A 22,499-nucleotide genomic window follows, 5' to 3' on the forward strand; every position below is an offset into this window, starting at 1 on the left:
CTCGCAAAGCGCATTCAATACCCCGCCGCGGTGCGTTCTGTCACTGCCGGTTGGCGTACTTCAATCTAGGCACGCCGAATGCATTGGACCAGCTCACAAGGCTGGCATACCAACATTCATGGAATCTTTGCTATGCCTTCATTCGGGCTATTCCGATACCCGCGCCTGGCTTGGCTCATATTTGTCGCGCTATTGATAGCGGCGGACCAACTTGCCAAGGCCTACTTTGCGAGCACCATTCCACTGGGATCTGGGGTCGAGGTCACCAACTGGTTCAACCTTGTTCACATCCTCAACACCGGCGCAGCCTTCTCCATCCTGGCGGATGCCGGTGGCTGGCAACGTTACTTCTTCATCGTCATTGCGAGTCTTGTAGTCCTCGGGGTCACTTTTGCCTCGTTGATGCGTAGAGCAGACCCGTTCGAACGCAAAGTGGGCGCGCTGGTCGTCGCCGGCGGAGGTGGCAATCTCATTGATCGCCTCCAGTCCGGTGCGGTGGTGGATTTTCTGGATGTGCACTGGAGAGGGCTGCACTGGCCAGCATTCAATCTTGCGGATGTCTTTGTTGTGGCAGCAGTATTGGCCTGGCTGCTTTTGAGCCTCAAGGTGCAGTATCAATCGAAATCCAAGCGCCTGTTACAGGAGGCCGAACCATGAAGGCGCCGTGGCGTGTGCTGCTCCTAGCATGGATGGTGTCCGCAATTGCGACCCTAGGTGCACTGTTCATTGGCGAGGTCATGCTGATGACGCCATGCACTCTGTGTTGGTACCAGCGGATTCTTATGTTTCCCATGGCCATCATCCTCGGCATGGGGAGCTTCAGTGACGACCGACGCAGTGCGGTATATGCGATGCCATTCGCTGTCGTAGGCAGCGGCTTTGCTGCCTACCACTGCTTGCTGGTTGCGAACTTAGTACCCAAGACCTGGGTTCCCTGTAGTGCCGGCATTTCCTGCGCCAACCAGGAACTGGCAATCCTGGGTGGCGTCCAGATCCCCTGGCTCTCTCTCTCAGCTTTTCTGACCATTCTGGTTTTGCTCATCCACTATCTCAAAAAATCGTCCAAATGAACTCAAAAAAATTCACCGTCTCCATCTTGCTTGCCGTCGTTCTCGTGTTCTTCGCATTCGGCATGTACTCCTACCAGGAGCGCGTTAAAAACTCACAATCGGATAAGGTCAGTCAGGCTGAGAGTCGTTTGGTCCGGGCGCATTCCCCTGTTTTAGGCCCGGCGAACGCTCCTGTCACGATCGTCGAGTTCTTTGATCCGGCGTGCGAGACCTGCCGCGAGTTCTATCCCATCGTTAAAGGTCTGCTGAAAAAGTACCCCAATGACGTACGTTTGGTGCTGCGCTATGCGCCATTTCATAGAAATTCCGACCTCGTCGCCAATATGTTGGAAGCGTCCAAGGTCCAGGGGAAGTATTGGGCAGTTCTTGATGCTGTTTTGGCGGACCAGCCTCTGTGGGCATCGCATGGTGAACCCAATTTGTACGTGGCATACCAGTCGGCTGTTCGGGCTGGCGTAGACCTCAACAAGGCCTTGTTGGATGCCCAGTCTCCCGCCGTGATCGCCGCGCTCAAACAGGATGTGGAGGATTTGACCGCACTGGAGGTGACCAAGACACCCACGTTCTTTGTCAACGGCAGAGGCTTGCCCAGTTTTGGAGCTTCGCAGCTGGAGTCTTTGGTGGCAGAGGAAGTCGCCAAGATCAAGAAATAACCAGAACAAAGCAACATGCATTCACATATTCCGGCTCAGAGCGTCGATCCTGTTCGTCGTAGATTGATGGCCTCTGCGGCGCTCAGCCTAACCCTGAGCGCTTGCTCGCCCAGTCCCCCCAACTTTGTAAGCACAGACATCACCGGTGCCAACTATGCCAAGGAATTTCGCCTCCTGGACCACGGTGGAAACATGAGAAGCCTGGCAGACTTTCGGGGCAAGATCGTGGTGATTTTCTTTGGGTACACCCAATGCCCCGATGTTTGCCCCACCTCCATGAGCACGATGTCTGGCGTCAAAGAGCTACTGGGTGATCTGGGGAACAAGCTGCAGGTGCTGTTCATCACGGTGGACCCTGAGCGGGACACTCCGCGCTTGCTCAGCGAGTACATGCGGAACTTTGACCCGACGTTTCTGGCATTACGGCCTGAACTGGGTCAACTCAAGGGACTGGCTGAATCTTTCAAGGTGTACTACAGCAAGGTTGCGGGCAAAACGCCCACCTCATACACCATGGACCATTCGGCCGGCAAATACATTTTTGACACCACGGGCAAGGTACGCCTCTTTTCCAGCTACGGAACGGAAGCCAAAGTCATTGCCAGTGATATCAAGAAACTTCTCGCTTACAAGTGATGCCGGAGATGTGGATGGATTCGAAAGAACGACCTCTGGCCGGGCCACTGAACCGAAAACGGCTGCCCCGACTGTCTACGGTCCTGTGCTTGGTCCTGGGCATCAGTGGAGTGGCACATGGGGCTCCCAACCAAAGAGATAGCGCCAAACCTAAGGCAACTGCAAGGGCTCAGCAGCCCGGCGATGGCCTGGCGGAAGCCCGGTTGATTGAGGTGTATCGCCAGATCGGGAATGCCAATACGCAGGGGGCGTTGAAACTGGCGTCCTCCCTGGTGGCGGACTATCCCCATTTCCAACTGGCGCAGTTGGTGCTGGGCGATCTGCTCTCTGCAAGGTCACGCCCCATTCAAGGCATAGGGGATGTGCCGGATGATCTTGCCCAAGCTGGCGCGAAAAATCTGCAAGCACTCCGAGCTGAATCTCAGCTGCGTATCGCGGCTATCAAGGAGCCGCCGCCTGCAGACCGGATTCCTTCTCAGTTCGTCGCGTTGGCAAAGCGCAATAAACACGCGATCGCCGTGGACACGGCAAAAGCGCGTCTGTACCTGTTCGAAAACACCGATGCAGGGCCCAAGCTACTGGCCAACTACTACATATCCGTTGGCAAGGCGGGGGTCGGAAAGAACGTGGAAGGCGATCAACGCACGCCCTTGGGAGCGTACTTCATCACCAGTAACCTGGATCCCACAAGCTTGAAGGACTTGTATGGGTCCGGTGCACTGCCGGTGAACTACCCCAACGTACTGGACCTGCGCCGAGGGAAGACCGGAGGTGGCATTTGGCTGCATGGAACTCCATCTACCCAGTTCACACGGGCTCCCCAGGCCACGGACGGTTGTGTCGCGGTGGCCAATCCCGATCTCATACGCATCATCAATACCGTGGAGATTCGAACCACGCCCGTGTTGATCGGCAGCAACTTTCGCTGGGTCCAACCGTCTCACTTGGGCGCAGAGAAAAAAAACTTCACTGAAACGCTCCAGTCTTGGGCGCAGGCGAAAAGACCCGGGCGTGAGACAGACCTCATGCGGTTTTACGCCAATGACTTCAATTCCGATGGAAAGGACTTGATTCGGTTCAGTTCCTCACTGCGCTCGGAGATAGTGCAACGAGGTGATCGTCCCGTTGAACTCAAAGACGTTTCATTGATTCGCTGGACAGACGACGCGGACACCATGATTGCAACCTTTGATGAATTACCAGCCGGTGAAAGGACCGGGCGCACCGTCCGCCAGTACTGGCAATGGCGGAGCAATGCCTGGAAAATCATCTACGAAGGCGTGATCGGATAACAAATAGATTGACTCCGTAGTTACTACAGGTTGAACAATCGCTGTCGATGATCTCATCAAGACATGAAACGCCCTCACCATGCCAACACCAATGCCAGCCAATCGCAATTTCTACAGCCCAGATGTTTACCAGCGTCTGGTGCAGCGTTACCGAGGTGTTGCTCCAGATCAGGAACGCCAACAATGGCTGCTTTTAGAGGCTGCCCATGTCGTGGGACAAACGCGCTTCGGCCCGCATTTGCAAGTTCATTGTTTGATGCTCTCGCTGGCCTGGGAAAAACGCATGCTGAGGGAGGTTCTGGGGCAGCTTTTTAGAATTGCCTTGGTTCCTTTGGGGCACCTATTGAAGCGCCTGCCATCTGGCAACTCTGGCCGCGCGGATATCAGTGCGTTTAGGGCGATGGCGCCCTCAAACGAGGTACGCCAGGTCATTGCCGAAGCCAAGGCGGCAAAATTTCCCCACTGATGGGCCTGGCATGACGTATGTCAAAGTAGGTACTGATCGATGAAACTGCTTCGAAAAATTGCACTGCTGGTTTTGGTCGAAGCGTGCTTTGTGACGGCAAGGGCTCAAGTCATCGCCACCGAGGCCTGGGTTCGTCCCAGTGATCCAAATGAACGATCCGCACCGGTCTATATGCGTCTCTTGTCTCCCAAAGACACCAAACTCATCTCAGCCCGCTCAACGTCTGCGGAAGCCGTAGAAGTCCATGAAATGGATCTGGACACGGGGGGCAAGGCGATGCACTCAGTGGTAGATCTTCAATTGCAAGCCGGTAAAACACTGGAGCTCAAATCAGACGGCTACCACCTGATGCTGACGGACATCAAGAAACCGATCCGAGCCGGGTTTGAGGTGCAGATCACTCTGATCTTTCAGAATGCGGATGGTGCACGTGAAGTCGTGTACGTGCATGCCCCTGTCTCATCCACCAAACCGAAGTAGCCGTATCAACCAGATTACCAAAGCACGATGCGCAGATACACGTCAAAACAGATGTAATCCCGCCATGTCTTTCGTAGCGTCAATTTCTTCCGCGTAGGTCCTGGGGCCTCTTCGATTTTCTGGTCCCCAACACTATGAGTACCAGCAGAAAGCAGACATGAAGCAATGTGTCTGTAGGCGAATCTGATTGAACGATAGCGACCAGTTGCAGTACGCCAATCAACACCACCAAAAGACGACCACCCATTTGGATGGCAACCTCCCGCCTTGTGGGTTTTGTCCCCGGTGGCAGGTTGTCCAAAACCGTCTTACTTCCTCTTAACATGTGCTTCCAGCTCCGCAAACGTTGGTCGTTCGGTGGAGAACAGAATCTGGCGACCAAACTCTACTGCCGTCGATGGGTTGTAGCCTTGCATGCTGGCCAACAGGATGGTCTTGATGCATTGCAGCTCTTTGCCGCCTTCCTCAACCTTCTGCTCCAACAGGCCTGCCAAGGGCTCGGCGAAGGCATAGGCCAGCAAAATCCCGAGGAATGTCCCTACCAGTGCAGAGCCGATCATGCCTCCTAGCACCGCCGGCGGCTGGCCTACCGAGCCCATGGTGTTCACAACTCCCAACACGGCGGCCACAATCCCGAACGCAGGAAGTCCTCCAGCAATGCGCTGAATGGCTGCAACGGCCGCATGCGCCTCCACATGGTGCGCTTCAATGGCGCCATCCATGATGTTTTCAATCTCGTGGGCGTTCAGGTTGCCCGACACCATCATGCGCAAGTAGTCGGTGACGAACTCCACGACGTGATGGTCGGAGCCCACATTGGGGTATTTCTTGAAGATCTCGGATTGCTCGGGTTCTTCGACGTCTTTTTCGATCGCCATCAAACCTTCTTTGCGCGCCTTTTGCAGAAGGTCGAACAAGAGTGCCATCAACTCCATGTACCGGGCCTTGGTGTATTTGCTGCCTTTGAAGCAAGACGCTAGACCTTTGATGGTGGACTTGATGACCTTCATCTGGTTGTTAGCCACAAACGCACCCACCGTAGCTCCACCAATCGTTATCAACTCAAACGGCAATGCCTTGAGCACAACGCTGATGTTCCCCCCGTGAATAATGAAAACACCAAATACACAGGCAATACATATAAGCCATCCGACGATTACAAACATTTCAAAATCCTAGTCTGGAGCTGGGGTAGCAATGTGGCCGGAATGCCAATTCAGTTTGTCGTTGCAGATGACTCACATCACTTGGGAGCCAATCCACGCCAATTGAAAGTGTGCTTCCGCATGAACGGCACTTTCAGTACAGGAAACCACAGCAGCCCCTACGCCGGGCGGTCCATCTGTGTCAGGAGGAGAACGGAGAGACGGTCACCTAGGTGCTGTCTCGATGGATGAATCAAGCTCCTGGGCCGTCAAGCGGCCACAGGGCATTGATTTCAGGTGAGATGTTTCGGAGGACGAAGCGGCCCCGCTAAAACTGGCGTTTGCAGCTCAACAGCAAGTGCACCAGACGCGAGTTGCGGATGGAACACGGACAAACTCATTGATTCACTGCCGATGACGGCAGCTATATCTGTCACAGCGCCAGCATGGGAATGCGCAACTGCATCCGCCTCCCCATTCTTGTGAACCGTTTGATCAACGTGGTGCTGGTAAAACGCATGCAACTCGCCTTGAGTCTGATGGGTTTCTTCGCGCGCATGCTGCACCAAACTTAGCGAGCTAAGTACTGCCAGTGACTGCCAGAATATGACAGCCATTAGGAAAAGAGCGCGGTATTTCCCGGACATTGGGGAAATTCTAGCTTCAATTCCCCATTCACTAGCACTATGAATTGGCCTGCTTTCCACATTGACCACAGAACCGCGTCCCTGCAGTGAGCGTGGCTGTACATTGGGTACACCGCGCTGGTTGTGTTGAATTTCCACATTGGTGACAGAACTTGGCGTCCATGGCATTCATCGCTCTACATGTCGAGCAGGCAATGCTTCCAGGGCTTGGAGGCTGATTTCCATAGGCATTGCCATGACCACCATGATGTGGTGCGCGGTGTTCATCCCGATGGTGACCATGATGGCCGCCACCATGACCACCTCCGTGGCCACCAAATAGCCGGTCAAAAAGACTCATTGCACTATTTCCTTTTCTGTTTTTGGTACTAACTAGGGCGGTCTTCAAACCTCACTTGCGAAGCAAGCGCAGCCCGTTGCCAACCACCAGCAAGCTCGCCCCCACATCCGCAAAAACGGCCATCCACATCGTGCCCGCGCCAGTGAGGGTCAGGACTAGAAACACAGCCTTGATGCCGAGTGCCAGAACGATGTTCTGTACTAAAAGCGCATGAGTACTACGAGAGAGGCGCACAAAACGGGGAAGTTTGCGCAAGTCATCGTCCATCAAGGCCACGTCAGCGGTTTCAATCGCCGTGCCCGTGCCAGCGGCACCCATGGCAAATCCAATGTCCGCACGGGCCAGCGCTGGGGCGTCGTTGATGCCATCGCCCACCATGCCGACCGCACCGCCTTGACCGATCTTGCTTTCGATCACCTTGAGCTTGTCCTCTGGCAGCAGGTCACCACGCGCCTCGTCGATGCCTACCTGTGCCGCGATGGCTTTTGCGGTATGGGCGTTGTCTCCGGTCAGCATGACTGTCTTGATACCCAAGTCATGCAGTTCAGCGATGGCCTGGCGGCTGCTGTCCTTGACCGTGTCGGCCACGGCAAACATGCCATGCACTTCCCGGTCGTCGGCCAGCAGAATGACAGTCTTGCCTTGCTCCTCCAGAACAGACAAACGGGCCTCCAGTTCGTCGGAGCAGCGGCCTTGCTCGTGGATCAGGCGGTGATTGCCCAAATAAAACAGTTTTCCATCAATGACGCCCTTGGTGCCACGTCCAGGCAGAGCCTCAAAGGCATCGACATTGCGCAGTGCAACGTTGTCGCGCTTGGCCGCCTCTGTCAACGCTTTGGACACGGGGTGATCCGAGCGGCCGGCCAAACTGGCAGCCAGACTGCGCAATTCGGCTTCTTTCATGCCACTTAGCACCACAAAATCCGTCTGCGCAGGCTTGCCGTGCGTGATGGTTCCTGTTTTGTCCAGTGCCAACCACTTCAGCTTGCGTCCCTCTTCCAGGTAGACGCCGCCCTTTACCAGGATGCCTTGGCGCGCAGCCGCCGCCAAGCCACTGACGATGGTCACCGGGGTGGAGATGACCAGGGCACAGGGGCAGGCAATCACCAGCAAAACCAGCGCCTTGTAAACCCAGGTGAACCAATCTGCCCCCATCAGCAGTGGCGGAAGGATGGCGACCGCCAAGGCAATGGCGAATACCACTGGTGTGTAGACACGAGCGAACTGGTCGACAAAGCGCTGGGTAGGTGCACGTGCTCCTTGCGCTTCTTCCACTGCGTGGATGATGCGGGCCAGCGTACTGTCATTGGCGGCGGCAGTCACTGTGTACTCAAACGAACCCGATTCGTTGATCGTGCCGGCAAACACCGGGTCACCCTCGGCTTTTTCTACAGGGAGGCTTTCACCGGTAATGGGGGCTTGGTTGACAGCCGAGCGACCGCTGACGATTTTTCCGTCCAGCGCGATACGCTCGCCGGGCTTGATCCGGACCCGTGTGTCGACGGCGACTGATTTGGCCGCCACATCCTGCCAAGTTCCATCCGCCTGCAATACGGTTGCGCGCTCGGGGGCGAGTTGCATAAGCCCTCGAATGGCGTTGCGGGCACGGTCCAGTGATTTGGCTTCGATCAACTCGGCAATCGTGAATAGCACCATCACCATGGCCGCTTCAGGCCATTGCCCCAAAACAAGTGCGCCCGTCACAGCGATGCTCATCAGAGCATTGATGTTGAGGTTGCCATTGCGAATGGCAATCCAGCCTTTCTTGTAGGTGGTGATTCCGCAGGCAAACACAGCCACAAGAGCCAAAGCGGCCGCCATCCAGGTCGGCAGGCCTGCCCATTCCACGGCCTCCGAGGCTATGGCTGCAACCCCGGCAAGTGCCAACGGCCACCAGGGTTTGGCAGGCTCGGGTGTCGACTCCTCTTGGGAGGACGCGCTGTTGGCTATCTCGGGAGTAAAGCCCAGCGAGCGCACGGCGGCCAGAATAGGTTCAATCTCCTTGGGCGCATGGGTCACCGTCAGCACACGTTGCATCAGGTTGAATTCCATATCCGTCACGCCTTGCATCCCACCTAACTTCTTGCGCAGGAGCCCCTCTTCCGTGGGGCAGTCCATTTGCATGATGCGGATGGGAGTCCGAACACCATCCCCGGTCGTGGTTTGTTTGCCAAGTTGCGCTACAGGCTGAACAACAGGAGCCTCACTGGTACCGCAGCAAGCCGTGGCACTGGAGCTTGCCTTAGGGGCGCCGGATTGTGCCGGCGCACAGCAGGAATCGCTCTCGTGCGCGTGGCTATGTGAATGATCGTGGTCGTGGTCGTGACCATGGGAATCGTGTTTGTGAGCGTCTGACATGGGCTTTTCCAATGAAGTTGCCCAATTACACAACCTGAAGTTACTATAGAGTCAAGACATTTCTGGAGTCGGTCATGAAAATCGGTGAATTAGCCTTGGTAGCGCAGTGCACGGTGGAAACGGTGCGCTATTACGAGAAGGCCGGGCTCCTTCCTGAGCCTGCGCGCACGCCGGGAAATTTCCGGGTGTATGGGCCCGAACACGTTGAACGCCTGCGTTTCATACGCAATTGCCGGGCATTGGACATGAGCCAGGAAGAAATCCATACGTTGCTTGACCTGGCGGACCAACCTGCGGATGGTTGTGGCGCCATCAATGCGGTCTTCGACCAACACATTGCCCACGTCGATGAACGTATTCGAGAACTCACTCATCTCAAAAAGCAATTGGGTGGGCTTCGAGAGCGGTGTGTTTCGGAGCAGGCGGTCGATGCATGCGGAATCATGCAAGGCCTGGCCTCGATGGAGGCGGAAGCCAAGATCGAACGCCACACCCATCTCGGTTGAGCAGATACCCGCTACCGCGGCGAGGACCGCAAATTTGAGGGACTGCTGCTATCCAGTGGCTCGAACCCGCATCAATCGGTAAGCCGCGGGGATGATGAACAGCGACAGCAACGGCGCCGTAATCATCCCTCCCAGCATGGGTGCCGCAATCCGACTCATCACCTCCGAGCCAGTACCGCTGCCCCACACGATGGGAATCAGACCCGCCAGGATCACAGCCACCGTCATGGCCTTGGGGCGCACCCGGAGCACGGCACCTTCGCGAATGGCGTCCAGAACCATGGCAACTCCCGACTCCTCGCCTCGACGCTCCCGTTCCGCCAAAGCTTGCTTGAGGTAGATCAGCATGACCACCCCAAACTCGGCCGCCACACCGGCAAGCGCGATAAACCCGACGCCGGTGGCCACCGACAGGTGGTAACCCATCAGGTACAGGAACCAGACACCTCCCGTCAGCGCAAATGGCAGTGTGGCCATGATCAATGCGGCTTCGTCCAACCGGTTAAAGGTGAGGTATAGCAACACGAAGATGATGAGCAAAGTGGCAGGCACCACCACCTTGAGCCGGGCATTGGCACGCTCTAGGAACTCGAACTGCCCCGAATAAGTGATGCTGACGCCAGGCTCCAGCGTTACTTGCTGACTCACCGCCTGGCGCAAATCATTGGCGACGGACGCCAAATCGCGTCCGCGCACGTCCACATAGACCCAGTTTGAGGGACGCGCATTCTCAGTCTTGAGCATGGGCGGACCGTCAGTGATCCGAACCTTGGCGACTGTGCCCAGGGTGATCTGCTGCCCCGAGGGCGTCAGGATCGGGAGTTGGACCAACTTCTCCGGGGTATCCCTCCACTCCCTGGGGTAGCGCAAATTGATGGGGAAGCGAGCCAAGCCTTCGATCGTCTCCGCCACGTTCTCGCCGCCAACGGCCCCTGACACGAGGGCTTGTACGTCATTGATGTTCAGGCCGTAGCGCCCGGCCGCCACTCGGTCGATCTGAACATCCACGTAACGACCTCCCGTCAAGCGTTCGGCCAAGGCACTTGCCACACCTGGCACGCCCTTGGCCACCTGTTCGATCTGGCTGGCTATGCGGTCGATGGTGGCCAGGTCGGTTCCGTTGACTTTGACGCCAATGGGGCTTTTGACACCGGTGGCGAGCATGTCGATGCGGTTGCGGATCGGTGGGATCCAGATGTTGGACAGTCCAGGTACTTTGACGGCCTGGTCCAGTGCCTCGATCAGTTTCTCCGGCGTCATACCGGTACGCCATTGGTCACGTGGTTTGAGCTGCACTGTGGTCTCGAACATCTCCATAGGCGCCGGGTCAGTGGCGGTCTCAGCACGCCCAGCTTTGCCAAAGACACGCTCCACCTCAGGAACGGTCTTGATCATGCGGTTGGTGATTTGCAGCAGCTCCGAAGCTTTCTGCGCCGACAGCCCTGGCAGCGCCGAAGGCATGTAGAGCAGATCCCCTTCGTCTAGAGGCGGCAGGAATTCTCCACCCAACTGGCTCACAGGCCACAGCGTGGTGGCAGAGACTAAAACTGCAATGATCAACGTAGCCTTGGGGCGTTGCAGCACCCACTCCAGCGCGGGGCGGTACACCGTGATCAAGGCCCGTGTGATCGGGTTGCGCTGTTCATCCGGGATACGCCCACGGATCCAGTACCCCATCAGGATGGGGGTCAACGTCACAGAAAGTCCCGCGGCCGCCGCCATGGCATAGGTTTTGGTGAAGGCCAGAGGGCCAAACAGGCGACCTTCCTGGGCTTCCAGGGTGAACACCGGAATGAAAGACAAGGTGATGATCAGCAGGGAAAAAAACAAAGCCGGCCCGACCTCAACGGCTGCATCGGTGATGACGCTCCACCGTTCCTGGCCTTCCAATATCTGCTCGGGATGGGCATGCTGCCAAGCCTCCAGCTTCTTGTGGGCGTTCTCAATCATGACCACGGCTGCATCCACCATGGCACCAATGGCAATAGCAATGCCGCCCAAGGACATGATGTTGGCATTGATGCCCTGGTAGCGCATCACCACAAAGGCCGCCACGATGCCGAGCGGCAAGGAGATGATGGCGACCAGTGCGGAGCGCAGATGGCCCAGAAACAGCACACACACCAGAGCCACGACCACAAACTCTTCCAGCAGCTTGGCGGAGAGGTTGTCGATGGCCCGTTCGATGAGCGCGCTGCGGTCGTAGGTCGTGACAACCTCCACACCTGGCGGTAGGCTTTTTTGCAAGTCGGCCAACTTGGCTTTGACGGCGCGTATGGTTTCTTGGGCATTCTTGCCGGAACGCAGCAAGACGACGCCACCCGCCACTTCTCCCTCTCCATCAAGCTCAGCCACGCCACGGCGCATTTCGGGCCCGACCTGCACTGTCGCCACGTCTCCCAGCCGAACGGCAACGCTGCCGCGGCTGGACAGCGGGATGGCTCGGAAGTCATCCAAGGTGCGTAGGTAGCCATTGACCCGCACCATGTACTCGGCCTCGGCCAGTTCCAGCACTGAGCCACCCGTTTCCTGGTTGCCATTCATCAGCGCCTGGCGCACCTGCTCATAGGTGATGCCATAACCATTGAGTTTGAGCGGGTCCAGTACAACCTGGTACTGCTTGACCATGCCACCCACGCTGGCCACTTCTGCAACATTGGGCAGGGTCTTCAGTTCGAACTTCAGAAACCAGTCCTGCAGTGCCCGCAGTTGTGACAAGTCATGCCCACCGGTGCGGTCCACCAGCGCGTATTGGTAGATCCAACCTACACCAGTGGCATCGGGCCCCAGGGCGGACTTGGCACCAGCAGGCAATCGTCCCTGTACCTGGTTGAGGTACTCCAGGACGCGAGAGCGCGCCCAATAGAGATCGGTGGAGTCATCAAACAGGATGTAGACGAAGGAGTCTCCAAAGAAGGAAAAACCCCGCACTGTTTTGGCACCCGGCACGGACAGCATGGTGGTGGCCAGCGGGTAGGTGACCTGGTTTTCCACAATCTGCGGGGTCTGACCGGGGTAGCTGGTGCGGATGATGACCTGCACGTCGGACAGGTCCGGCAAGGCATCGATGGGCGTGGACCGTACGGCCCACAAGCCAGCGCCCGCCAGAAACACCGTGGCCAGCAGCACCAAAAAGCGATTGGAGACCGACCAGCGGATGATGCTGGCGATCATGGCTTTGCTCCTTTGAGCGTCACCACCTCGTACTCATCACCGCTGGCCTTGAACTGGAACTGCACGGTGTCTCCAACCTTGAAGCCGGATGACTGCAGATCTTTGGCGCGCTTGAAACCCATGGTCATGGCAGGCCATTTGAGGGCTGGTACGGCTTGGTGCCGCAGTTTGATATTGGACGCATCCAGTTCTTCGATCACGCCACTGGTTTCAAAGACAGCGCCTTTTTCCATGGGGGCTACGGGAGCAGCCATGGATTCAGTTGGTGGGCTTGGCTGCGTCACAATCCCTCGCATGCTGGCCTCCGAGTCCAACAGAAACTGACCGGACGCCACCACTTTTTGACCTGCACTGAGGCCTTGGTGTATGACCAACTGCCCATCGCGCTCAGCACCTATCTGCACATCGACCGGTTTGAACTGGCCGCCATCTTCAGCCAGGTAGACCAAGGCGCGCTTGCCGGTTCGGATCACTGCATCGGAGGGTACCAGTAAGACGGATTCCGAGGGACCGTGCAAAGTGGCCGTGGCAAGCATGCCCGCGCGAAGCCTTTGCCCCGGGTTGGGCAGTTCGACCCTGACGCGCAGGGTTCGGGTGTCCGGGTTGGTTTCTACCAAGACCGATGTCACCCTGCCTTTCAGGACCACCTCTGGAGCGGCAGTGAGTCGGGCTTCCACCACTTGCCCGATTGCCAAGTTGGAGGCCTGGGCCTGCGGCAGGGCCAGCTCCAGCCAGACCGTGCCCAGTCCTGTGATGCGGGCTAGGGTCATGCCGGGGCTCAGGCTCATACCTTGTCGAACCATCAGCTCGGATAGCACGCCCGAGGTGGGCGCTGTGATGGTGGTCACCGCCATGGTGCGATTGCTATCGTTAACACGCTGGATCAGGGTGGGAGGCATACCCAGCAGCGTCAGGCGCTGGCGGGCAGCTTGGGTCAGCGCGGCATCGCCCATGCCCTTGACGGCCAGAAACTCTTGCTGCGCACCTGCCCACTCGGGGTTGAGGACATCGGCCAGAGGGCTGCCCGCTGCGATGACATCACCTGGCGCGCGGGCGTAAACCCGCTCGACAAAACCACTGGTGCGGGCCTGGACAATGCTCACATCTCGCTCGCTGAGCTGCAGGGTTCCAGCGACTTCCACCGTGCTGGACATATCTTGTTGCGTAACGGTGGCCAGGCGCATTCCCAGGCTTTGGCTGGCACGCGTGGAAATCGTCAGCGCGCCAGTGTCAGCAGCGCCTTCGTCCGCATAGCGCGCCACGAGCTGCATGTCCATGAACGGGGATGGCCCAGGCTTGTCGAACTTGGCATCTGGTTTCATGGGGTCGTACCAGTACAGCACTTTGCGTTCAGACTTGGCAGATTCGGTGACCGCAGAAGCCATGCTGGAACTGCGTTTGGTCCACCAAACACCTCCGGCAACACCCAGGCCCAAGATCAGCAGGCCAACTGCGGTGAGGGTCAGATTCTTTTGAAGATTTTGGGCGTTCATTGCGAACCTCCGGCCAATGAGGCATCGTTGGTGAAGTGCAGGCGTGCACTGATCGCTTGGCGTTCTCCCTGCAGGGTCAGAAAGCGCAGTTGGGTTTCCAGGGATTCCCGGCGCGCGGCCAAGTGCTCCAGCAAGGTGCCTTTGCCGGATTGGTACGCAGCGAGGGTCAAGGCGACCTTGTCGCGCATCAGGGGTTGCAGGATGGTCTGGTTGCGGTCTAGCGCGAGGTTCAGTCGCTCCAACTCAGCCCATTGGGTATCGAGTTCCTGCAGGTGTTCGCGCCGCAGAAGCTCCAGTTCGGCATCCAGTCCCAGTAGCTCCAGTTGTTTGGCGGCGATTTGCGGATCCTGGCGTTTGGCAGGCGCAGTGGGCAGGTCAAAAGTTACTTTTACTGAGACCATGTCACCAAACTGCTCCCCACGGCGCTGGTAGGCCAGCTCCACGCCCCAGTCGGACTTTTTAGCGGCCTGTGCCTCCTGCAGTTCAGCATCCAGAACGCGACTGGAGCTGCTGAGCAGGTTGACATCGGGGTGGTCTTGAATTTGGTGAGCCAGAGCCTCACGGTCCAGAGGCCAATTGGGTGGCGCTCCTTCAAGTGCCTCACCTGCGGCAGCTCCAATCCAGCGCTGCAGTGCGGCAATCGCCTGTGCGCGCTGAGCCCGCAGCTCATCTTGTCGCTCCGACAACATGGCCGCCTCCTGCCTGGGCATCAACACATCGGCGATAGAGCCACGCCCGCCGGCCAGTTGTGCCTGAACGGCTGATGCCAGAAGCTTGTTTTGTTTGAAGAGACCGTCGAACAGGGATATTTGCTGCTCCAGGGTATAGCGGCGAATCCAGGCCACGGCAGTTTCCCGGCGCAGAGACAGCTTGGATAGCTGCTGCGCGGATTCGGCCTGCTGGACTCTGGCCTGAGCCACAGCAACGCGGGCGTCCCGCTTGCTGCGATTGGGAATGTCCTGCATGTAGGCGATGCGTTGCATCGTCATGAAATCGCCGGTCAGGCTATAGCGGTCTGGCCCGGCAATGGGAAAATTCTCTACACCAACCGCCAGCTTCGGGTCGGGAAGCTCCCCGGCGGGGATAGCAGCTGCGCGTGCTGAATCCACCCTGGCCTGGGATGCCACCAAAGTTGGCGCTTCTTGGGTGGACAGGGACAACGCCTGCTCAAAAGACAGCGGAGAGGCCCACAGTGGCAGAGCCACGGCAAGCGGACAGACACTCGCAATCAGCGTACGGCTGAGGCGGCGCCCAATGGGGTGAACGGAACAAGGCATATCCCAACTCCTGAAATGCTGCGCTTACGCGCGACCACCTCGCCGCACGTAAGCGGCTAGGTACGAATTCACAGGGGTGGGGTCAGGCTGGCGGGCGCCAGATAGGGATGGTGCGGGGCTCTATGACACGGTCATTGAGACGGGCCAAGAAGCTGTCTTTGCCGAAAGATTCCGGGCTGGCGAAAAAATGGACAGAAAGTCCCAGGCTGCCGATCTTGCAGTCTTGGCCTACCTTGCAGGGCTTGCCCGTTTTTAGCAGGGTTTCCATGTCATTGCAGCAGTCGCCCATCTTCGCAGTGAGGACTTGGTCCATGCCGGTGTTCAACTGCTGTTCTGCCATGGCCGCCATTTCCATGGGGCATGGCGCTTTTGGCACACCCAAGCCCGCATATCCCGCCAATGGGATTGCCAAGCTCAGAAGCACCAGAAGAAGAAAACGTATGAAACGCACGGATCAATTAGACATCAAGTCAACTCAAACTTCTATGAGCACCGATTCATCTGCAAGTTCCCGCAGACGATCAGTGGTAGTGGAACGCCGAGACCTGTAAACACTGCCTCAAGCGGATGTCACGAATCTTTAATATAATATTTCTAGAATTATTGAAGTGATTGCCAATTGCCCCTGGTGACACCCCTCAGATCAATCAATTCAAGGAATACGTATGAAACACCGCGCACTGCTGAATCTCACTGTCTCCGCCCTGGTGATGACCGCTGGCTGGGCCCACAGCGCCCAAGCGGAAACTGTGATGGAGACGATTGCCCACAACCCAAATCTGACCACGGCGGCCAAACTGATCCAGGACGCCGGCTTGGCTGACTCTTTGGGCGGTGCCGGTCCTGTGACCGTGTTCGCTCCCAGCAATGCCGCCTTCAGCGCGATTCCCGCAGGCAAGCTGGCCGAGCTGGCAGGTAACAAGGAAATGCTCAAGGCTGTCCTGAACTACCACGTGGTCGCTGCCAACCTGACTTCCGACGCCATCAACAACGGCCCGCAGAAGACCGCTACCGGTGACAGCATCTCCTTGTACAAGGCTGGCACCTTCTTGACCGTCGAAAGCGCCGTGGTGACCCAGGCTGACCTCAAGGCATCCAACGGCGTGGTGCAAGTCATCGACACGGTCCTCATGCCGCCCAAGAAGTAACCGCTGGGCACTGAGGAACAAGATCAAAAGGAGCACGCCATGGACGCAACGCAAACCGTAAAAGCCTTGGGCTCACTGGCCCATGAAACCCGCCTCGCGGTATTCAGGATGCTGGTGCAGGCCGGGCCGGAAGGCCTGACGCCCAGCGTCATTGCAGAGAAGCTGGACATGGCGGCGCCTCCTTTGTCTTTCCACCTCAAAGATCTGACCCAGTCTGGACTCATCGTTGCCCGCCCCGATGGTCGAAAAATCCACTACAGCGCCAACTTCACCGCCATGACCGAATTGGTCGGCTACCTCACCGAGAACTGCTGCGGCGGAGCTGTGTGCGAGGTGGATGCGGCGGGCGCGACTTGCTGCTAAGCCTGGCAAACCAGGCCTCCAACAAACCCTTTTTCGAGAGAACGTCATGTCCGACAAAACCTACAACGTCTTGTTTCTGTGCACCGGCAACTCCGCCCGCAGCATCCTGGCCGAAGTCCAGCTCAATGCCCTGGGCCGCGGCAAGTTCAAAGCCTTCTCTGCAGGTAGCTACCCCAACGGCATCGTGAACCCGTTCGCCATTGAGTTCCTGGAGAGCAACGGTTTTCCCACCGAGGGCTTGCGCAGCAAGTCCTGGAACGAGTTTGCCGTAGAGACTGCCCCGGTCATGGACTATGTGATCACCGTGTGCGACCAAGCGGCCGGTGAACAATGCCCCTACTGGCCTGGTCAACCCATGTCGGCTCACTGGGGTGTTCCTGACCCTGCGGCCGTCGAGGGGACGGATGACCAGAAGCGCCGCGCCTTCCGCGACACAGCCGCCATCATGCGCAAGCGTATCGACCTATTCACGGCGCTGCCAACGTCTTCTCTGGACCGCATGAGCCTCAAATCCAAACTGGACGAAATCGGCAAAACGGAATGAACTGGCGAAGAGAATTTGTAGCCGAGTTCATCGGCACGGCCATGCTGTTGGCCACGGTGGTGGGCTCCGGCATCATGGGGGAGCGACTGGCGGGCGGCAATGTCGCCGTGGCACTACTAGCCAATACCCTAGCCACGGGCGCGGCGCTGATCGCCTTGATCGCCACCTTTGGACCCACGTCAGGGGCGCACTTCAACCCCTTGGTGACATTCACCGAGGTGGCGTTGAAACGTGCGAGCTGGAGCAAGGCGTCGGTCTACCTGGTCGCCCAGGTGTTGGGGGCCATCGCTGGTGTGATGGCGGCCCACTACATGTTTGAGCTGCCGCTGCTGATGGAGTCCGCCCATGTGCGTACCGGCACCCACCAGTGGTGGAGTGAAATCGTGGCCTCGTTTGGCCTGCTGACCGTCATCCTGAATGTTGCCAAAACCCGTCCCGACTTCGTACCAGTTGCGGTGGGGGCGTACATCACCGCAGCCTACTGGTTCACCGCGTCCACCTCGTTTGCCAACCCGGCCGTCACCATTGCGCGGTCGCTGACCGACACCTTCTCCGGCATTCGCCCGACAGATGTGGCGGGCTTCATCCTGAGCCAGGTGGTGGGCGCCGCCTTGGCCCTTGCGCTCTTCAAATGGTCGGAAGGTGCTGAGCCGACAACAACCAATTCTCCTCGATGAACCTTATGTCCACCATCACGATTTATCACAACCCCGCCTGCGGGACCTCCCGCAACACCCTGGCTCTGATCCGCAACTCCGGTGAAGAGCCCGAAGTCATCGAGTACCTGCAAACCCCACCCAGCAAGGCCACGCTGCAGTCCCTGATCGCCGCCATGGGCATCGCCCCTCGCGCACTCCTCCGAGAAAAAGGCACTCCCTTCGACGAGCTGGGCCTGGCAGATCCCAAGTGGACCGATGACCAATTGGTGGACTTCATGTTGGAGCATCCCATCCTGATCAACCGCCCAGTGGTGGTCACACCCCTAGGCACCCGGCTGTGCCGCCCCAGCGAAGCGGTGCTGGACATACTACCCAACGCACAGCAAGCGGCGTTTACCAAGGAAGACGGCGAGAAGGTGATCGACGACAAGGGCCAACGTGTCTGAAATCTCTTCGCCTTCCAGCAACCTGGACGCTGCGTGCTTCCAGATCCCGAACCAAACGCCGCTGCAGCCGGCCAAGGTGTCCACTCACGCGCCACGCATCTTGATGCTCTATGGCTCGCTGCGCGAGCGTTCGTACAGCAAGCTCCTGACCCTGGAAGCCACCAGGCTGTTGGAGTCCATGGGGGCAGAGGTCAGGATCTTCGATCCCGAAGGCCTGCCGCAACCCGATGGTGCTCCAGAGAGCCACCCCAAGGTGCTGGAACTCCGAGAACTGGCGACCTGGTCCGAAGGCATGGTGTGGACTTCGCCCGAACGCCACGGTGCCATGACCGGCATTATGAAAAGCCAGATCGACTGGATTCCGTTGTCGCAAGGGGCAGTGCGCCCCACCCAAGGCAAGACGCTGGCCGTGATGGAGGTCAGCGGTGGTTCGCAGTCCTTCAATGCCGTCAACCAGATGCGTGTCCTGGGGCGCTGGATGCGCATGATCACCATCCCCAACCAAAGCTCGGTGGCCAAAGCCTTCGCAGAGTTTGACGAAGCGGGGCGCATGAAGCCGTCGGCGTTCTATGACCGCGTGGTGGACGTGATGGAAGAGCTGGTCAAGTTCACGCTGTTGACGCGCGATGTTTCGCCCTACCTGGTGGACCGCTACAGCGAGCGCAAAGAAACGGCTGCGGAACTGTCCAAGCGCGTCAACCAGCGCTCCATTTGAACGTCATGCCTCTGAGCGGCCCCACCACCACGGTACTGAAGCTGGGTACAGCGCAGACGCTGGCGTGGGCCTCCACCTACTACCTGCCCGCCATCCTGGCCGCACCCATAGCCCGCGAATTGGGTGTGAGCGTTGCGACAGTGTTCGCCGCGTTCTCCGCCGGGCTGGTGATCACCGGCATTCTGGGGCCACGCGCCGGGCGTGCAATTGACACTCTGGGCGGTCGTCCCGTTCTGGCATTGAGCAATCTGCTGTTTGCGGTGGGCCTCGCGTTGCTGGGTTTAGCCAATGGACCGTTGAGCCTGTTTGCCGCCTGGATAGTGATTGGCATTGGCATGTCGGGCGGCTTGTATGAAGCGGCCTTCGCCACGCTGGTTCGTATGTATGGACGTGACTCACGCAGCGTGATCACCGGCATCACTTTGCTGGCTGGTTTTGCCAGCACGGTAGGTTGGCCGCTGTCCACCGCGCTGGAGGCCTGGATAGGTTGGCGCGGCACCTGCTTTGCGTGGGCCGGGTTGCACCTGTTGATTGCGCTACCGCTGAACCTTTCATTGCCCAAGTTGGCTGCAGTTGATGCGCCTGAAGTAGACCCATCAAACGACACCAGACCAGAGCAGCAAACCGTCGTCCCGATGAAAAGCGCAGTGCTGCTGGCCTTGGTGTTTGCGATTACCTGGTTTATCAGCACGGCGATGGCGGCCCACTTGCCAATGCTACTGACCACCAGCGGCGTCAGCCTGGGCATGGCAGTCACGGCGGGAGCGCTGATCGGGCCTGCGCAAGTGGCTGGCCGACTGCTGGAGTTTGGAGTGCTGCGTCATATGCACCCATTGCTCAGCGCACGGATTGCGTCTGCAATGCATCCGATAGGCGCCGTGGTACTGGCCATCGTCGGCGCACCTTCGGCCATTCTGTTCGCCATATTTCACGGCGCTGGCAACGGAATATTGACGATCGCCAAAGGCACACTGCCCCTGGTGCTGTTTGGGCCGCAGGGCTATGGCGAACGCCAAGGCCTTCTGATGGTTCCCGCGCGGCTGGCGCAGGCCCTGGCACCCTGGCTGTTTGGCCTGTGCGTGGAGCAGTGGGGCGCAGGTGCGCTGTGGGTGTCAGCAGCGATGGGTACTGTGGCCATGTTCGCACTCTGGATGCTCTCGCAATCGGGTACCACGGCATACAAAGACTAAGAAGTGCGAATGTTTGACCTTGCGCAAACATCTGCAACGCAGAGTGCGTTGGGGTACGTACAAAACCCAGCCCTTCTGCGAACATGCCCAGCATGGATACAAGAAAAGAATTGAACGCGACTCCTCTGGGTTTACTGACCCACCCTACGCGATACCTTTTCTTTACCGGCAAAGGCGGCGTTGGCAAAACCTCGCTGTCCACCGCCTGTGCCATCACCCTGGCCGATGCGGGCCAGCGGGTGCTGCTGGTCAGCACCGACGCGGCCAGCAATCTGGACGAGATGCTGGGCATCACGCTGGCAAACACGCCGGTACCAGTACCCGGTGTGCCCGGCTTGTCGGTGCTCAATATCGACCCCGATACCGCCGCCGAGTCATACCGCTTGCGCGTGCTGGCGCAGCTCGATGCCCGTAGTAGCGAAGAAGACCGCACCCAGGTGCGCGAACAACTCTCTGGCTCGTGTACCACCGAGATTGCGTCGTTTGACGAGTTTGCCAGCCTACTCAGTGGTGAAGCAAAGGACTACGACCACGTGGTGTTCGACACCGCGCCTACCGGCCACACGCTGCGGCTTTTGAGCCTGCCCAAAGCCTGGACCGGTTTTCTGGAAGGTAACGGCCGCGGCGCCTCGTGCCTGGGCCCCTACTCTGGCCTGAAGATGCAGGAGGCCCGCTTTGCGATAGCCTTGAAGACACTGAGCGATGCCGCCCAAACCACAGTGGTGCTCGTCACCCGCCCCGAACAAGGCGCGATGGCTGAAGCAGCGCGCACCTCCTGGGAGCTGCAGCAATTGGGCCTGAGCAACCAGCGCCTGGCCATCAATGGCATCTTCCGTGCCACTGGAACGGGCGATACGGTAGCTCTGGCCTTTGAGGCCACCGGGCAACAGGCTTTGCAGAACATGCCCGCCGCGCTACAGGCACTGCCCCAAGACCGCATTGCGCTGCGTGCATTCGACACGGTAGGTCTGTCTGCGCTGCGCGCCCTGCTGGGCAACTCGGACCCTGTAATTCAGTCCACCGCGCAAGTGTTGGCAAAAGCACCCACGCCCGACTACCCGCAGCTGGGTGCGCTGGTTGATGTGTTGTCGCAAGCGGGGCATGGGCTGATCATGGTCATGGGCAAAGGCGGCGTGGGCAAGACCACGATTGCCGCTGCGCTGGCACTGGGCTTGGTGCAGCGCGGGCATACCGTGCACCTGAGCACTACTGACCCCGCAGCCCACCTTGCCAGCACGCTGGAAGGGCAAGTGCCCGGCTTGCAAGTGGACCGCATTGACCCTAAGGCGGAAACACAAAAGTACATCGAGAAGATGCTCACAGCCAAGTCCCCAGGAATGGACACTGCAAGCATTGCATTGCTGAAAGAAGACTTGAAGTCCCCCTGCACCGAAGAGGTAGCGGTGTTCCATGCGTTCTCGCGCATCGTGTCGGAGGCGCGCAGTGCCTATGTGGTGCTGGACACAGCGCCGACTGGCCACTCGCTGCTGCTGATGGACACAACCGGCGCGTACCACCGTCAGATAGAACGCGAATACAGTGGAAAAACTACCGCGCACCTCGTAACTCCACTAATGCGCCTGCAAGACCCCCAACATACGCAAATCGTGCTGGTGACATTGCCCGAAGTCACGCCGGTGTCGCAAGCTGCAGCGCTGCAGGACGACCTGCGCCGCGCAGGTATTGAACCCTACGCCTGGGTGGTCAACCGCAGCATTGCAGCTGCGGGCACGTCCGACCCGTTGCTTGCGGCTCGCCTTGTCGGCGAACATAAGCAGTTGGAGCGCATCGCCAATGGGTTGTCCAAAATGACGTATATCGTTCCTTGGCTGGCCGAGCCGCCTGTAGGCGTAACAGCGCTGGGATCTATGGTTATGCTATGAAACGCTTAGCATGC

Annotated in this window: 25 protein-coding genes; 16 read left to right on the plus strand and 9 right to left on the minus strand. The window is 58.4% G+C overall.

Features of this window, described 5'->3' with window-relative positions:
- Nucleotides 1-78: 78 nt before the first annotated feature.
- From lspA to RS694_RS10425, 7 genes are all read left to right on the plus strand, one after another.
- Complete coding sequence (lspA, locus tag RS694_RS10395; RefSeq protein WP_081708517.1) at nt 79-657, plus strand: signal peptidase II; 579 nt, start codon at nt 79-81, stop codon at nt 655-657.
- Nucleotides 654-1,070, plus strand: coding sequence for a disulfide bond formation protein B (locus tag RS694_RS10400; RefSeq protein WP_029705701.1), 417 nt, complete (start codon nt 654-656; stop codon nt 1,068-1,070). The genes lspA and RS694_RS10400 overlap by 4 nt, the downstream gene beginning before the upstream one ends.
- Nucleotides 1,067-1,723: a DsbA family protein gene (locus RS694_RS10405; RefSeq protein ID WP_029705703.1), complete on the plus strand. Its 657-nt coding sequence runs from the start codon at nt 1,067-1,069 to the stop codon at nt 1,721-1,723. The genes RS694_RS10400 and RS694_RS10405 overlap by 4 nt, the downstream gene beginning before the upstream one ends.
- A gap of 66 nt (nt 1,724-1,789) precedes the next feature.
- Nucleotides 1,790-2,359 (plus strand): SCO family protein, encoded by a 570-nt coding sequence (locus RS694_RS10410; protein ID WP_029705705.1) that lies wholly within the window; start codon nt 1,790-1,792, stop codon nt 2,357-2,359.
- 14 nt (nt 2,360-2,373) lie between these two features.
- Nucleotides 2,374-3,651 carry a L,D-transpeptidase family protein gene (locus RS694_RS10415; RefSeq protein WP_161631547.1) on the plus strand — a complete coding sequence of 426 codons (1,278 nt, stop codon included), beginning with the start codon at nt 2,374-2,376 and terminating at the stop codon, nt 3,649-3,651.
- Nucleotides 3,652-3,730: 79 nt separating this feature from the next.
- On the plus strand, nt 3,731-4,117 hold the full coding sequence (locus RS694_RS10420; RefSeq protein ID WP_029705708.1) for a DUF3703 domain-containing protein: 387 nt from the start codon (nt 3,731-3,733) through the stop codon (nt 4,115-4,117).
- A gap of 39 nt (nt 4,118-4,156) precedes the next feature.
- Nucleotides 4,157-4,597, plus strand: a complete 441-nt coding sequence (locus tag RS694_RS10425; protein WP_029705709.1) for a copper chaperone PCu(A)C — start codon at nt 4,157-4,159, stop codon at nt 4,595-4,597.
- Between the two features lie 308 nt (nt 4,598-4,905).
- Here the strand turns inward: RS694_RS10425 and motA are convergent, their stop codons facing one another.
- The 5 genes from motA to RS694_RS10440 form a co-directional block, all read right to left on the minus strand.
- Nucleotides 4,906-5,763 (minus strand): flagellar motor stator protein MotA, encoded by an 858-nt coding sequence (motA, locus tag RS694_RS10430; RefSeq protein WP_029705710.1) that lies wholly within the window; start codon nt 5,761-5,763, stop codon nt 4,906-4,908.
- 272 nt (nt 5,764-6,035) lie between these two features.
- Nucleotides 6,036-6,389: a hypothetical protein gene (locus tag RS694_RS20480; RefSeq protein WP_152528748.1), complete on the minus strand. Its 354-nt coding sequence runs from the start codon at nt 6,387-6,389 to the stop codon at nt 6,036-6,038.
- Nucleotides 6,390-6,426: 37 nt separating this feature from the next.
- Nucleotides 6,427-6,561, minus strand: a complete 135-nt coding sequence (locus RS694_RS21055; RefSeq protein WP_338050617.1) for a double zinc ribbon domain-containing protein — start codon at nt 6,559-6,561, stop codon at nt 6,427-6,429.
- Entirely contained in the window at nt 6,558-6,719 is a 162-nt protein-coding gene (locus RS694_RS21060; protein WP_338050620.1) for a hypothetical protein, read from the minus strand. Before RS694_RS21060 ends, RS694_RS21055 begins: the two co-directional genes overlap by 4 nt.
- Before the next feature lie 61 nt (nt 6,720-6,780).
- A complete protein-coding gene (locus RS694_RS10440; protein WP_076070034.1) occupies nt 6,781-9,087 on the minus strand; it encodes a heavy metal translocating P-type ATPase in 2,307 nt (768 codons plus the stop codon).
- A gap of 74 nt (nt 9,088-9,161) precedes the next feature.
- Between RS694_RS10440 and cadR the strand changes: the two genes are divergently transcribed.
- A complete protein-coding gene (gene cadR / locus RS694_RS10445) occupies nt 9,162-9,593 on the plus strand; it encodes a Cd(II)/Pb(II)-responsive transcriptional regulator (RefSeq protein ID WP_076069556.1) in 432 nt (143 codons plus the stop codon).
- Nucleotides 9,594-9,641: 48 nt separating this feature from the next.
- On the opposite strand, the gene RS694_RS10450 is transcribed toward cadR, so the two are convergent.
- The 4 genes from RS694_RS10450 to RS694_RS10465 all read right to left on the minus strand — a co-directional run bounded on the left by RS694_RS10450 (nt 9,642) and on the right by RS694_RS10465 (nt 15,877).
- Nucleotides 9,642-12,767 carry an efflux RND transporter permease subunit gene (locus tag RS694_RS10450; protein ID WP_029705715.1) on the minus strand — a complete coding sequence of 1,042 codons (3,126 nt, stop codon included), beginning with the start codon at nt 12,765-12,767 and terminating at the stop codon, nt 9,642-9,644.
- Nucleotides 12,764-14,260 carry an efflux RND transporter periplasmic adaptor subunit gene (locus RS694_RS10455; RefSeq protein WP_029705717.1) on the minus strand — a complete coding sequence of 499 codons (1,497 nt, stop codon included), beginning with the start codon at nt 14,258-14,260 and terminating at the stop codon, nt 12,764-12,766. Before RS694_RS10455 ends, RS694_RS10450 begins: the two co-directional genes overlap by 4 nt.
- Nucleotides 14,257-15,537, minus strand: coding sequence for a TolC family protein (locus RS694_RS10460; protein WP_051391649.1), 1,281 nt, complete (start codon nt 15,535-15,537; stop codon nt 14,257-14,259). The genes RS694_RS10455 and RS694_RS10460 overlap by 4 nt, the downstream gene beginning before the upstream one ends.
- 82 nt (nt 15,538-15,619) lie before the next feature.
- The gene (locus RS694_RS10465; protein ID WP_152528749.1) at nt 15,620-15,877 is read right to left on the minus strand and encodes a hypothetical protein; all 258 of its coding nucleotides are present in this window, start codon (nt 15,875-15,877) and stop codon (nt 15,620-15,622) included.
- 325 nt (nt 15,878-16,202) lie between these two features.
- Here RS694_RS10465 and RS694_RS10470 point away from each other — a divergent pair, with 325 nt between their 5' ends.
- The 8 genes from RS694_RS10470 to arsA all read left to right on the plus strand — a co-directional run bounded on the left by RS694_RS10470 (nt 16,203) and on the right by arsA (nt 22,485).
- Nucleotides 16,203-16,685, plus strand: coding sequence for a fasciclin domain-containing protein (locus RS694_RS10470; protein WP_029705721.1), 483 nt, complete (start codon nt 16,203-16,205; stop codon nt 16,683-16,685).
- Nucleotides 16,686-16,724: 39 nt separating this feature from the next.
- Nucleotides 16,725-17,048 carry an ArsR/SmtB family transcription factor gene (locus RS694_RS10475; RefSeq protein WP_029705722.1) on the plus strand — a complete coding sequence of 108 codons (324 nt, stop codon included), beginning with the start codon at nt 16,725-16,727 and terminating at the stop codon, nt 17,046-17,048.
- Nucleotides 17,049-17,094: 46 nt separating this feature from the next.
- Nucleotides 17,095-17,592 carry an arsenate reductase ArsC gene (locus tag RS694_RS10480; RefSeq protein ID WP_029705723.1) on the plus strand — a complete coding sequence of 166 codons (498 nt, stop codon included), beginning with the start codon at nt 17,095-17,097 and terminating at the stop codon, nt 17,590-17,592.
- A complete protein-coding gene (locus RS694_RS10485) occupies nt 17,589-18,269 on the plus strand; it encodes an aquaporin (RefSeq protein WP_029705724.1) in 681 nt (226 codons plus the stop codon). Before RS694_RS10480 ends, RS694_RS10485 begins: the two co-directional genes overlap by 4 nt.
- Before the next feature lie 5 nt (nt 18,270-18,274).
- On the plus strand, nt 18,275-18,697 hold the full coding sequence (arsC, locus tag RS694_RS10490; RefSeq protein ID WP_029705725.1) for an arsenate reductase (glutaredoxin): 423 nt from the start codon (nt 18,275-18,277) through the stop codon (nt 18,695-18,697).
- Nucleotides 18,690-19,412: an arsenical resistance protein ArsH gene (gene arsH, locus RS694_RS10495; RefSeq protein WP_029705726.1), complete on the plus strand. Its 723-nt coding sequence runs from the start codon at nt 18,690-18,692 to the stop codon at nt 19,410-19,412. Before arsC ends, arsH begins: the two co-directional genes overlap by 8 nt.
- A gap of 5 nt (nt 19,413-19,417) precedes the next feature.
- Nucleotides 19,418-20,602 (plus strand): MFS transporter, encoded by a 1,185-nt coding sequence (locus tag RS694_RS10500; RefSeq protein ID WP_029705727.1) that lies wholly within the window; start codon nt 19,418-19,420, stop codon nt 20,600-20,602.
- Between the two features lie 92 nt (nt 20,603-20,694).
- Complete coding sequence (gene arsA / locus RS694_RS10505; protein WP_029705728.1) at nt 20,695-22,485, plus strand: arsenical pump-driving ATPase; 1,791 nt, start codon at nt 20,695-20,697, stop codon at nt 22,483-22,485.
- Nucleotides 22,486-22,499: the final 14 nt, after the last annotated feature.

The sequence above is a fragment of the Rhodoferax saidenbachensis genome, assembly GCF_001955715.1.
GTDB classification, from domain to species: domain Bacteria; phylum Pseudomonadota; class Gammaproteobacteria; order Burkholderiales; family Burkholderiaceae_C; genus Allorhodoferax; species Allorhodoferax saidenbachensis.